7 protein-coding genes are annotated in these 14238 nt (G+C 40.2%); 4 read left to right on the top strand and 3 right to left on the bottom strand.

What is annotated here, in order from left to right; all coding sequences use genetic code 11:
- Positions 1 to 4 precede the first annotated feature (4 nt).
- The gene (locus AN393_RS08355) at positions 5 to 1336 is read right to left on the bottom strand and encodes a dicarboxylate/amino acid:cation symporter (protein ID WP_055017815.1); all 1332 of its coding nucleotides are present in this window, start codon (positions 1334 to 1336) and stop codon (positions 5 to 7) included.
- 188 nt (positions 1337 to 1524) lie between these two features.
- Between AN393_RS08355 and AN393_RS08350 the strand changes: the two genes are divergently transcribed.
- Positions 1525 to 4830: an Ig-like domain-containing protein gene (locus AN393_RS08350; protein WP_055017814.1), complete on the top strand. Its 3306-nt coding sequence runs from the start codon at positions 1525 to 1527 to the stop codon at positions 4828 to 4830.
- Between the two features lie 249 nt (positions 4831 to 5079).
- Positions 5080 to 7779: a type I DNA topoisomerase gene (topA, locus tag AN393_RS08345; protein ID WP_055014997.1), complete on the top strand. Its 2700-nt coding sequence runs from the start codon at positions 5080 to 5082 to the stop codon at positions 7777 to 7779.
- Between the two features lie 121 nt (positions 7780 to 7900).
- Here the strand turns inward: topA and AN393_RS08340 are convergent, their stop codons facing one another.
- Positions 7901 to 8143: a hypothetical protein gene (locus AN393_RS08340; protein WP_055017813.1), complete on the bottom strand. Its 243-nt coding sequence runs from the start codon at positions 8141 to 8143 to the stop codon at positions 7901 to 7903.
- A 235-nt stretch (positions 8144 to 8378) separates the two neighbouring features.
- Between AN393_RS08340 and AN393_RS08335 the strand changes: the two genes are divergently transcribed.
- Positions 8379 to 8930, top strand: a complete 552-nt coding sequence (locus AN393_RS08335; RefSeq protein ID WP_055014995.1) for a TIGR00645 family protein — start codon at positions 8379 to 8381, stop codon at positions 8928 to 8930.
- A 121-nt stretch (positions 8931 to 9051) separates the two neighbouring features.
- On the opposite strand, the gene AN393_RS08330 is transcribed toward AN393_RS08335, so the two are convergent.
- On the bottom strand, positions 9052 to 10677 hold the full coding sequence (locus AN393_RS08330; RefSeq protein WP_055017812.1) for an alpha-glucosidase family protein: 1626 nt from the start codon (positions 10675 to 10677) through the stop codon (positions 9052 to 9054).
- 654 nt (positions 10678 to 11331) lie between these two features.
- On the opposite strand from AN393_RS08330, the gene AN393_RS08325 reads away from it, so the two are divergent.
- Positions 11332 to 14118: a TonB-dependent receptor gene (locus AN393_RS08325; RefSeq protein ID WP_055017869.1), complete on the top strand. Its 2787-nt coding sequence runs from the start codon at positions 11332 to 11334 to the stop codon at positions 14116 to 14118.
- Positions 14119 to 14238: the final 120 nt, after the last annotated feature.

Below are 14238 nucleotides of genomic sequence, written 5' to 3'. Positions count from 1 at the left end.
AATACTACTCCGTAGATTTGTGATAATCTTCTAGGTCTTTAGCTGCGTTCGGGTCGTTAAATATTGTTTCATCTAGTTGAGCTTCTGATTTTGCAACCACACATGTTACCATACAGTCACCTGTTATATTAACGGCTGTACGCGTCATATCGAGGAGTCTGTCAACACCAATAATAATTGCAATCCCCTCTACAGGTAAACCCACTTGATTAAGTACCATTGCAAGCATAATTAAACCCACACCAGGTACACCTGCGGTGCCCACCGAGGCAAGCGTTGCGGTTAGAATAACCATTAAATAGTCAGAAATCGTTAAATCAACAGCAAACACTTGTGCAATAAATACCGTTGCTACACCTTGCATAATGGCTGTGCCATCCATATTAATTGTAGCGCCGAGCGGGATTGTAAAAGATGCTACTGAGTTATTAGCACCGAGTTTTTTGGTTGCAGTTTCAAGTGTTATAGGCATCGTCGCGCTTGAACTTGAAGTACTAAAGCCAAATAAACACGCATGCTTCATTTTAGCTAAGAAAGTAAGTGGGTTGAGGCCCGTTAGTACTTTTAGAATAACGCTGTAATTAATGAATGCGTGAATTAATAACGCAGCCACTACCACAAGGAAGTATTTAGCTAAGCTGAGTATTAATCCCATTTCGATAGTCGTGAAAAGTTTAGCCATTAAAAAGAATACGCCGTAAGGCGCAATGTTCATCAGTAACGTGACAAGTTTTAAAATAACCGTGTTTAAATCTTCAAATACTGCGGCTACACGTTTACCAGCTTTACCGCTTAGGGCCATTGAAACACCAAATAAAAGTGCAAACACAATAACTTGTAGCATGTTGCCTTTTGCCATAGCTTCAAATGGGTTAGTCGGGAACATATCGATAATAACGCGCGCCAGTGTAGGGGCTTCTTTGGCATTAAAGCTTGCATCTGATGGCAGTGCAATGCCTTGGCCAGGGTTAAATAACAACGCCAGCGAAATAGCGACAGTAATAGCCACCGCGGTTGTTACTAAATATAAGCCAATAGATTTACCACCTAAACGCCCTAATTTTTTAGGATCGCTCAAGCTACACGTACCGCACACGAGTGATACGAATACGAGCGGCACAACCAGCATTTTTAAACTGGCAATAAAAATTTGTCCGCCAACATGGAAAAGACCATCTACAAAAAAAGCTTTAATTGGCAAAGAGAATAACCCAAGAGGAATTAGATAATCGTCTTCACCAGCTAATATAGCCTGAAATAAAAAGCCTACTGCAATACCCAGTGCCATACCTATCATGATACGGGTAGTTAAACTCATTGAACGTATTTTAGACATATTCCCTAATCTATTTTTTCAAATTTGCCATAGACTACCAGCAAGGAAATATTTACTACAGAAAAAAATAACCTTTGCAGAATTTTTTACACAAAAAAGTGATAAAAAACTGTGATATTAGACTAAGTTATAGGTTAATATTAGGTAAACGACTATTAGTAAATAATAACAACGCTAGGGAGAGGTCAATGCCTTTAACGCGACTACTCAGCATTACACTATTTAGCATTTTGCTTTGCGCTTGTGGTGGTGGTGGAACAATCGAAAAAGACGGCACCATCGGAGATGATGACGATTCTACAACAGAAACATCCACTTATACGGTAACTTTAAAGGGTTACACCCAATCTAGTGACACTGAGTCAAACACTGTCACAGCCACTGCTCCTTTAGAACTTAGAGCAACTTTAGAGGATGAAGATGGCGATGCAGTTTCAGGTGAGCGTATTACTTTTACCCTTGCAGACTCTATAGGTGAACTAAACCCTATCACAGGCACAGCCTTGACCCAGTCAAACGGTATAGCGTCAATAGAACTTACCGCTGGTGAAAATGCAGGAGCTGGTGAAGTCACCGCAACCTATACGCTAGATGGTGTAAGTTATACTGACACGTTTGCATTTGAATCGGATGGTGCTCAATCAACAGATCCACAATTGAGCGTCTCACTTGTTGATTCATCTGGAGATGTAACGCGAAGTGTTGATTATTTAAACCCTGCTACTGCACAAGTTGAGCTATTAATTGATAATGAACCAGCTCCTTACGAATTAATTGAGTTTGTGCTTACTGGTTTAGGTAGTATAAACCCTACTAATGGCACTGCTTTAACGAACGAACAGGGCATTGCAACAATTAGCTTACTTGCGGGGACTGAAGCGGGGGCTGGCTCAATTGTCGCAACTTACACCGATAATGAAAATACAGTTTTTAGCTCGGACGGTTACACGTTTACGACCGAAGGTGATGCACCCATTCAAGGTGAGTCGCTAGACTTTTCTATCGGTTTGAGCCTTACCTCTTCAACGACTTTATCAGAAATTAGTACAATCAGCGCCGCTGACAGTGCGGTAGTTAAAGCAACTATATTAGACGGTGATGGCGTTGAAGTTGAAGGGGCGGTTGTAAACTTCTCATCAACATTAGGAAACTTAATTCCAAGTATTGGTACTGCACTCACAAATGGCAGCGGCGTTGCATCAATTAATTTAACGTCGGGAACTGTTGAAGGGGCAGGTGTTATAACAGCCCAGTACGAAGGCGTTGAACAAACTCTGGGTTTTTATACAAAAGGGGATGCTGTAAATCCAGACCAAAGTACTGCCGATATTAGCTTTTCTATTTTACAAAATTGTCCTGCAGACTTTAAATCACAAAGAGATGCAAGCCAATGTGACACTGTGACGAGTATTTCTGGTGATTCAACCGCGATTCTTTACGTACAAGTCACAAATGAAAATTCGACAACACCACTTTCACAAACTTTGGTAACAGCAAGCACAACAATTGGCTCAATTACACCTTCAACGGGCACAGCCATTACTGATGCAAACGGTATTGCACTTTTAGATATAGTGCCAGGACAAGATGTAGGTGCTGGTGAAATTACCGTATCTGTTCTTGATAGCGCTTTAACTAAAGCATTTCAAATTGCTGCTGTAGATGTTGAAATTGCCATTAGCAGTTCACTTGCAGAGGACGAGCTATTAGCTGCTGGTGCAACAGCACTTATTTCAATTGAAATTTCAAAAGATGGTGAGCTATACACAACACCACTTACTGTTGAGTTTTCATCTGGTTGTGTTGGCTCTGGCCAAGCCCTTATAGACGAGACAGTAACCAGCATTGGCGGCTTTGCGCGCTCTACATACCGTCCGCTTACTTGTGTAGGTGGCGATATAATTACAGCGACTGTAATTACAGGCGGTGATACGGTGTCTGCTAGTACGACTATTAATGTATCGCCTGCTAATATTGGCTTTTTACAATTTGTAGAAGTTACTGAACCAGTTATCGCATTAAAAGGAACCGGTGGCGCTGACAGAACTGAAATTTCTGAAGTAACATTTAAACTTGTTGATTCAAATGGCAACGATTTAGCGTCTAGAACTGTGAACTTTGAGTTGTCTACAGCAGTAGGTGGTATAACATTAGGTACTGCTAGTGCAATTACTAATGCCAGCGGTGAAGTAACGACTTCTGTTCAATCTGGTTCAATTGCTACACCTGTACGCGTTATTGCATCTAGCGAAGAAGAGGTTGATGGCGATACGGTTATCGTAACAGCACCTTCAGACATACTTGTAGTAAGTACAGGTATTGCCGATCAAAATAGCTTTTCGCTTTCTCGTTCTATTTTTAACCCTCACGCATTAAATGTTGATGGTAATACGGTGTCGGTTAACGCGCGTCTTGCTGATCATTTTAACAACCCTGTACCAGATGGAACAGCTGTTACCTTTATAACAGAAGGGGGCGTTATAGAACCAAGCTGTACCACCACGAATGGTGTGTGTAGCGTCACGTGGACCAGTAGCAACCCACGCCCGTTTACTGATTCGATGTATGAAAATACCATTGCTCAAAAGTGTGATGGCGGCTTACCTTGCCCATTAGGTATTTTAAATAATGACTTAACAGTTGATTTACCGCTGGGTGGACGTGCTACTGTGCATGCTTATGCTATTGGTGAAGAAACGTTCTCTGATTTAAATGGAAACGGCTACTTTGACAGTGAAGATTTCTTTGATGATTTATTCGATATTCCAGAAGCCTTTATCGATAATAATGAAGATGGCACTTATGGTGGCAAAGACTGTAACGATGGTACAGACCCATGTTCACGTGATAATTCAACGGGCGATGAGTTTGAAGAGTTTGTTGATTTTGATGGAAATGGGACCTGGACTACAGAAAATGGTTTGTATAACGGTTTGCTGTGTCGCGAAGAAGACGAACTTGCCGGTATTTGTAGCCGTCAAATGGTTAACGTTTTTCAAAACCAAGAAATCGTAATGTCAGGAGATACTGCATTCTTTAGACTAGTTACATACGCTGATGATTGTTCTGCTATTGCAGGGGCAACCGCTTCAGAGGTGCGTGTAAACAGCGACCCTGCAAGCCCACTTGTACGCCGTGTACAAAACGACCCTACTAGCGCGTTAATGTGTCAGGTTGATGCAATTGATTTAACTCAAACTGCATCTGGCACAGCGAGTTTAGGACTTACGGTATTTATAGCAGACATATACAATAACCCAATGCCAGCTGAAACTACTATTTCTATTGATACAGACAATGGTATTTTAACAGGCACCGATAACTATACTTACCCAAATACCACGAGTATTGTTCCTGTTGGTTTATCTTTTGGTATTACGCGAGAAGATTTAGATGGGGGTAACGAGCAGTTTAGCGGTATTTTAACTGTTACTGCTGAAGCGCCTTCTGGTTTAGAAAGTACACTTTCTGTAACCGTAACCGACGATTTATAAACGCGGTAATGTAAAAAATGCCAACCTTAAGGTTGGCTTTTTTATTTGTGTTCTATATATTCCACAGCAATTATTTGAAAAACACTGGTTTGTATAATTTAACTACAAAAATTGTTTGTTTATTCAGTAAATACTGAAAAGTTTGTATTAAAAGCTTGTAACAATAGGTGTTTGTAGATATACCTATAAATATTCGCGCCGTTTATGTCGGCAAAACACATTTAAATATTTGGTTAGAAATAGGCAACTATGGGCAAATCGCTAGTAATTGTAGAGTCACCTGCTAAGGCTAAAACAATTAATAAATACTTAGGTAAAGACTTCATCGTAAAGTCCAGTATTGGACATGTGCGTGATTTACCTACATCAGGTTCGAGTAAAGCTAAAGTACCGGCGACTAAAACGCCAGCTGAAGTTCGTAAAATGGAGCCTGAAGAAAAAGCAGCGTATAAACAGCAACGAGATTACAGAAACTTAGTTGCACGTATGGGGATTGATCCTGAAAAAGGATGGGAGCCACATTACGAAATTTTGCCAGGTAAAGAAAAAGTAGTTCAAGAGTTAAAAAAGCTGGCCGAAAATGCAGACCAAGTCTATCTCGCAACGGATTTGGATAGAGAAGGGGAAGCAATTGCTTGGCACCTTCAAGAAATTATTGGTGGTGAGCCTGAAAAATACAAACGTGTTGTATTTAACGAAATTACAAAAAATGCGATTCAGCAAGCGTTTGAAACTCCTGGTGAGCTAAATACCGATATGGTATATGCCCAACAAACACGTCGTTTTTTAGACCGTGTAGTGGGCTTTATGGTATCGCCGTTATTATGGGCAAAAGTAGCACGTGGTCTTTCAGCAGGGCGTGTACAGTCGGTTGCGGTTCGTTTATTAGTAGAGCGCGAACGTGAAATTAAAGCGTTTATTCCAGAAGAGTTTTGGGATATACACGCCGATGTTAAAAATAGCGAGTCACAATTACGCTTAGAAGTCACTAAACAAGCAGGCAAGCCATTTAAGCCAGTTAATGAGGCTCAGGCTACTGCTGCAGTCAAAACGCTTGAGAGCGCGGAATATAAAGTAATAAATGTTGAAGAAAAACCAAGTAAAAGCCGCCCAAGCGCACCTTTTATCACTTCAACCATGCAACAAGCTGCTAGCACCCGTTTAGGGTATGGCGTTAAAAAGACCATGATGCTTGCACAGCGTTTATACGAAGGTGGTTACATCACGTATATGCGTACTGACTCAACTAATCTGTCTAAAGATGCGGTTGAAATGTGTCGTGATTATGTAACCCAAGAGTTTGGTGCCAAGTATTTACCAAAAGATCCAATCAGCTATAGCTCTAAAGGTAACGCGCAAGAAGCGCACGAAGCGATTCGTCCTTCAAGTGTGACTGTGCTTTCGGGCCATGTTGAAGGTGTCGATGCCGACGCTAAAAAGCTTTACGAGCTAATATGGCGTCAATTTGTAGCGTGCCAAATGGTACCTGCAGAATATGACCTTACAACGCTTACTGTGGCCGCTAGCGACTTCCAACTTAAAGCAAAAGGTCGAGTATTACGCTTTGATGGTTGGACTAAAGTACAGCCAGCAGTGCGTAAAAAGAATGAAGAAGATCAGTCTCTTCCTGCTGTTAAAGAAGGCGAAGTACTGAGCTTAATTGAGCTTGATCCTAAACAGCATTTTACTAAACCACCAGCGCGCTTTAGTGAAGCAAGTTTAGTAAAAGAGCTAGAAAAACGTGGTATTGGACGTCCATCTACGTACGCTTCAATTATTTCGACTATTCAAGACCGTGGTTATGTAAGAGTAGAAAACCGTCGCTTTTTTGCCGAAAAAATGGGTGAAATAGTTACCGACCGTTTAGTCGAAAACTTTACTGATTTAATGAACTTTGACTTTACTGCAAAAATGGAAGGGCGTTTAGATGACATCGCCGAAGGCGAGCGTGTATGGACCCAGGTGCTTGATAAGTTTTATGCTGATTTTTCTACGCAATTAAATATAGCCAAAGATGAGCCAGAGCAGGGCGGTATGCGCTTGAATCAAATGGTCGAAACCGACATTGATTGTCCTACATGTGCTAGAAAAATGGGTATTCGCACGGCATCTACAGGTGTATTTTTAGGGTGTACAGGTTATAACTTACCGCCTAAAGAGCGCTGTACAACCACAATGAACTTAGTTTCAGGGGATGAAGCGGTTGCTGCTGATGTTGAGGACATTGAAACAGAAACATTAATGCAAATGAAACGCTGCCCAATCTGTGAAACGGCTATGGACTCTTATCTAATAGACGAAACTCGTAAATTACATGTTTGTGGTAATAACCCTGCTTGTGAAGGGTATATAGTTGAGCAAGGTACCTTTAAAATTAAAGGGTACGATGGGCCTATTATCGAATGTGATAAATGTGGCTCAGACATGGAGCTTAAATCGGGCCGTTTTGGTAAGTATTTTGGTTGTAACAACGAAGAGTGTAAAAATACGCGTAAGTTACTTAAAAACGGCGAAGCTGCGCCACCAAAAGAGGACCCTGTTCACATACCTGAACTTGAATGTGAAAAGTCTGAAGCTTATTTTGTTTTACGTGACGGGGCTGCGGGTATTTTCTTAGCGGCTAATACTTTTCCTAAATCACGCGAGACGCGCGCGCCTAAAGTGGCCGAGCTAAAGCGTTTTAGAGACCGTATTTCACCTAAGTTTTATTATTTAGCTGATGCACCAGAAAAAGATCCTGATGGTAATTTAGCGGTAGTACGTTATAGCCGTAAAAATAAAGCGCAATACGTGATGACTGAAGTCGACGGAAAAGCCACAGGCTGGACCGCACACTACGAAGCGGGTAAATGGGTAGAAGAAGCGAAGAAAAAAGCAGCACCTAAAAAGAAGGCTGCTACTAAAAAAGCGCCTGCAAAAAAGACAAAAGCTAAAAAAGAAGAAGAGTAACTAACCCGTTACTTGTTTTTTAGCCAGTAAAAAACCGGAACGCACAGCCTGTGTCGTTCCGGTTTTTTTATAAGTTCATATGCTTCGCAATGGCTTTGTTAGCCACATATATGCGCATAATTTAAATTTTTACAGATGATACTTTTTTATAACCTTCAGACTCCAGTTCATCATTTACACATTGAAGTACGTAACCTAAAAGGTCTTCATTCGCTACATCGTCATCTTTAGCCCAGTTTACACACATATCTGTGTATTCTTTAATTGTTTGTGTAGAAGCAGCAGGTGCATCGTCTGCGATGGCAGCTGTTGCAGAAACAGAAAAAAGTGGCGCAACTATTAACGCTAGCAATGCTTTATTCATTTGTTGATTCCTAAATAAATAGTTTGACGATTTAAATACATTTTAAAGTGGTATTTAAACAGTGCCCAATGCAGAACAATTCTGTTGGTATAGTGATTTTTAAACGAAATTAAAATAAAAGATAACGAAAAATTTTTATCGTCAAGATGAGTAGATTACGCTTAAATAATTGTATAAGTAATTGTGCTTAAATAAATTATAAGCTAAGGTCGCTTTTTTATAAAAAGATACGTTAATGTCAGAACATCAAGTAAAAACAACTAATACGCCTCGCAAAATACACAAAGTAGAGCAGGGCTTAGAGTCGCTTATATTTAAAGGTCGCTGGTTATTAGCACCGTTTTTTGTAGGCTTACTATTTGCTGTTATATTGCTATTAATAAAGTTTTTTAAGCAACTTTATTTAATGGGTATTGCCACTTTTAGTGCAACAAACCAAGAGTTATTAGTGGGTATACTTACCCTCGTTGATACCGCTTTACTGGCTGGTTTATTACTTATTATAATTTTTAGTGGTTATGAGAACTTTGTTTCAAAGCTTAATATTGATGACCATGAAGATAGGCCATCGTGGATGGGGAAAGTTGGTTTTTCTGGCTTAAAAATGAAGTTAATTAGTGCAATTGTTGCCATATCTGCGGTTGAGCTTTTAAAGGTATTTATTAATTCAAATATTCACTCAAGTGATGAGTTATTTTGGAAGGTGATTATCCATGTTACCTTTGTGAGCTCTGGTGTATTATTTGCACTCACTGATTATTTAAATAGCAAAACACAATCACATTAAAAAAGTTAGTTTAATAATGCGCTAGCAGCTATTTAGTTTCATACCTACTAAAGCGTCCACAAGTGTTAGGCGCACAAAAAAGCCCGATAAATCGGGCTTTCAACTATCTGTTAGAGCTTTATTAATTTACAAAAGCGAAATAGCACGCAAAGCCGCTCATGTTTAACGTATTACCATCTAGTGTGGCATTACAATGAGATAATGAGTCATGCGCTTCAGTCACTGTTTTAGTCAGCTCAAATGTTTGATTGGTTTGTGCTAAATTAAACACACACAGCATAGTTTGCTCATTTAATGTTCTGTAAAAAGCGAGTACAGGCTCAGCAGTATCAATAAACTCAATGTCGCCCTCTAATAACACAGCATGCTGTTTACGCCATGCCATAAACTCACGGTAGGCATTAAGTATAGAGTCTGAATCTTTATCTTGAACAGATACAGCACGTTGAGTGTGCGCGTTATCTACCGGTAACCAAGGTTTGGTATTACTAAAACCTGCATGTTCTGAGTCATTGTCATCCCACGGCATGGGTGTTCTGCAGCCATCACGGCCTTTAAAGTTTGGCCAAAACGTAATGCCGTAAGGGTCTTGTAGGTCTTCAAATGCAACAGAAGCTTCACCTAAGCCAAGCTCTTCACCTTGGTACATGCATACGCTACCACGCAACGACGCTAATAAAGCAGTCAACATTTTGCATTGTGCTGGGTTAATTTCACCATTTTGGCTCCAGCGGCTCGCTACGCGCTCTACATCGTGATTGCTAAACGCCCAACACGGCCAACCCTCAAGCATACGTTGCTCAAGTGTTTGTACGGTTTCTCTAATGTATTCGCTTGAGTAGTCATCAGTTAATAGCTCAAAACTGTAGCCCATGTGCAGCTTATCACCGCCTTGAGTATACTCTGCCATTGTTGCTAATGAATCTTCTGATGAGATTTCACCCAGTGACACAGTGCCTGGGTACTTATTAAGTAATGCACGTATGTCTTGCATAAACTCAATGTTTTCAGGCTGGGTGTTATTATAATAGTGGTACTGAAACGCATACGGGTTATCTTCACTAAAGCCACGGCCTTGGCGTTTATCTTTAGGCTTTGCTGGATTGTCACGTAATTGTGCATCGTGGTAGCAAAAGTTAATAGCGTCTAACCTAAAACCGTCCACACCTTTTTTAAGCCAAAACTCTACGTTTTCTAACACAGCTTTTCTTACATTAGGGTTGTGAAAGTTTAAATCTGGCTGTTCGGTTAAAAAGTTATGTAAATAGTATTGACCACGACGAGGCTCCCATTGCCACGCACCGCCACCAAAAATAGAAAGCCAGTTATTAGGTGCTGTACCATCGTCTTTAGCATCCGCCCATACATACCAGTCTGCTTTATCATTGTTTTGGTTTTCGCGGCTGTCTAAAAACCACTGATGTTGGTCTGAAGTATGGCTTAACACTTGGTCAATAATAATTTTGATGTCGCGTTTGTGTGCTTGATCTATTAATTCGTCAAAGTCGTTTAAGTCACCAAAAATCGGGTCTATGTCGCGATAATCGCTAATATCATAGCCAAAATCTTTCATTGGGGATTTAAAAAAAGGAGAAATCCAAATAGCGTCAACGCCTAAGCTTTTAATGTAATCAATGCGATTAATTATCCCTTTAAGATCACCAATACCATCGTTATTGCTGTCTTGAAAGCTTCGCGGGTAAACCTGATAAATAACCGCACCTTTATACCACTGCTGTTGGGCCATGCTTTTCTCCGTCGTTCCACACAGTATTTATATTGTTATTAGTTCGATTGAAACAATCGCTAAACTTTCAAAAAGCATACGTGAAGGGGGCTACACTGTAAAAAGCCTGCATACGTATGCAGTTAATTTACTTAGTTAAAAGTACTTTTAAGAAGGTGTATTAAAGGTGCTGTGTTTTTATTACTAACTTTACCAATCATTCTTTTTACTTATAAATAAAACAGTGCGGGTCTATTTTGGTGCTTATTTTAAAAGGCTTGCACGGTATTGGTGAAAGAGGTGAATGGTCTTACCAATTTCACAAAACGGAAATTATGAAAATAACTTATTTAAATATTAAAAAATGCTTTATTTAACGCTATTTACACCCTGTATTGTGAGTAATTTATAGTGCGAACAAATGTATTTTTATAAAATTCATTAACAATCATATTGCACAAAAATAATAATATTAAAATCAGTGGGTTAGAGGTTTTATTGTGAATTAAGTGTTAATTTTTAACGCGTTGCATAGTTTTGAATACGTATGCATAAAGTTGTTAATAAAATAATTCGAGCGTTAATATTGATGCTGACAACAAAATTAGCTCGCCTGTTTGACTATCACTCAAATAAAGAAGCGGGTATCACAATATGGGTAACGGGAAAAACATCATGTCTATGTTCAAACCAAGTATATTAACGTTGGCAATGGCAACTGCCGGATTAGCAAGCTTTGTCTCTGTAGCAGCGCAAGAAGATACAGTTAAAAATGATGACGTTGAGGTTATCGAAGTAAAAGGATTCCGTGGCAGTGTTGTTGAATCTATCAACACCAAACGCTTTTCTACACAGGTTGTAGAATCTATTTCTGCAGAAGATATAGGTAAACTACCTGACTCTTCAATTGCTGAGTCTATTGCACGCTTACCTGGTTTAACGGCGCAGCGCCTAGATGGTCGTGCAAGTAGAGTATCAATTCGTGGTTTTGGTGAAAACGAAAGTGGTACTACGTTTAACGGCCGCGAGCAAGTATCTATTGGCGATAACCGCGGCGTAGAGTTTGACCTTTACCCTTCAGAAATCATGAGCGGCGTTACTGTATATAAAACACCTAACGCAAGTATCGAAGCCGAAGGTATTGCCGGTGTTATTAACATGCAAACCGTGCGTCCTTTAAGTAAAGGCGAGCGTGTATTCCAAGTTAATGGCCAATACGAGCAAACCAGCTTTGATAAACTAAACCCAGACGGTAACGACGATGGTTACCGCGGTACTATTTCATACATTGATCAGTTTGCTGATGACACTATAGGTGTTGCATTTGCACTAAACACCATGAGCTCACCAAACCAAGAAAAACGTTGGAACTCGTGGGGTTACCCAGAGTTTACTGCTGATGATGGTAATACGTACTCAATTTTAGGTGGCGCAAAACCATTTGTGCGTTCATCAACACTTGAGCGTGATTCAGCCATGCTTGTATTAGAAGCGGCTCCAACAGACAAACTAAACATGACGTTTGATGCATTGTATGTTGATTTTACTGATGAAAAAATCTTACGTGGTATCGAAATTCCATTTGCATGGGGCCAAGGTTCGATTGACCCTGCAAGTGTATCTGTAGATGCAGAAAGCGGCTTTATTACCAGTGCGGTAACTAATGGACAGCGCGTGGTTGTTCGCAACGACTACGAAGAGCGTGAAGCAGAGCTAACCGCGTTTGGTTTTAATACTAAATACGATATTGACGATTCATGGTCAGTAGAATTTGATGCCAGTTATTCGCAAGTTGATCGCAAAATATGGAGCCTTGAAAGTTACTCAGGTACAGGACGCGGCGATTCTCGTGGTGTTGCAGATAACTTAGGTTACACCTTTAATGGTGGGAATACTGGCGCTACGTTTACTCATGACTTAGATTACAGTGATTACAGCCTAATACAATTAGGTGGCCCTTTATCATGGGGGGCAAGCTCTGCCTTAAACGATAAATATGGTTTAACGGGCACTGAGTATGAAAACCAAGCGCAAGACGGTTTCATTAATGCACCAACGATTGAAGATGAACTATCTACGTTAAAGCTAGCGGCATCAAAAGTATTAGAAAACGAATACTTCAGCTCTATTGAGTTTGGTATGTCTTATAAAGAACGCGAAAAAACAAAAGATTCGCAAGGTTTCTTTATGACGTTATCTGACTTTTCGCTTGATAATCCTGGCATGCTAACTGTGCCAGAGCAATATCGTATGGGGAGTGTTGACTTAGGCTTTATTGGCATGGGCGATATGATTGCCTACGATGTAAATGGTCTTGTTAATGACGGCTACTACGACTTACTGGATGAAAGCTTAACGAATACTAGTCATTTAACTAAATCGTGGACAGTTAAAGAAGAAATCACCTCTGCATTTGCACAAGCTAATATTAATGCCGAAGTAAACGGCTTAGCGTTAACGGGTAACATAGGTGTACGTTACGTTCATACCGACCAATCATCGCAAGGTAATGCATTTAGCACTGTAGATGGTATTGTTGTGGCATCACCTACCAATATTAGCCACGATTACTCTCACGTATTACCGAGTTTGAACTTATCACTTGCAATTGATGAGCAGCAAACAGTACGTTTTGGTGCCGCTAAAACAATTTCTCGTGCCCGTTTGGATGAAATGAATGCCTCTATCGACGCATCATACAATACAACACCTGATGAAAACGGTAACTTTTGGTCAGTATCCGGTGGTAATCCTAACTTAGAGCCTAAAGAGGCAACTGGTTACGATTTAACGTACGAAAACTACTTTAGTGATGAAGGTTACTTCTCTGCTGCATTTTTCTATAAAGACTTAACGCAGTGGATTTTTGACGGCACTTACGAAATTGATATGTCTGGCGTTGCTGACCCATCAACAGGCGAAATTCCTGCAACATCTGAGGGCACAGGTAGCGGTAAAGTCAATGGCGGTGGGGGTGATTTATACGGTTACGAGCTATCTCTCGCGCTTCCATTTAAAATATTCCACCCGTCACTTGAAGGTTTTGGTTTAATTGCAAGCCATACCGGTATTGAGTCTGATATTGAAGATCAAAACGGTAATGAGTACGAACTGCCTGGTCTGTCTGACAAAATTCAAAGCTTGACGGTTTACTATGAAATGAACGGTATTCAACTGCGTACCAGCATGCGTAAACGTAGTGCCTTTAAAGGTGATGTATACGGGTTAGGTTTTGACACTCAACAAGTTGACATTCTGGGTGAGACTATTTGGGATGTGCAAGCAGGTTATGACTTCTCTGAAGCTGGTGTTGAAAGCCTTGAAGGGTTATCAATTCAGTTCCAAGTTCAAAACTTAACAGAAGAGCCGTTTACATCGCTTTCTGGCGATAACGCGCTGCAAGTTCGTGACTACCAAGATTACGGGCGTACTTACTTGTTAGGCTTTAGCTACAAGCTATAATAAAGGTTGTGTGTAGGAGCCCTTGTAATTTGTTTTACAAGGGCTTTTTTATAGCTACTTTATCTAATATTAATCCGCAATATTACCTAATCATTTTGTGGGGCTAAACGTGGACACTAC

The sequence above is a fragment of the Pseudoalteromonas sp. P1-25 genome (assembly GCF_001401805.1).
In the GTDB taxonomy this organism is placed as follows: Bacteria; Pseudomonadota; Gammaproteobacteria; order Enterobacterales; family Alteromonadaceae; genus Pseudoalteromonas.
This window is presented reverse-complemented; position numbering and strand designations above follow the sequence as displayed.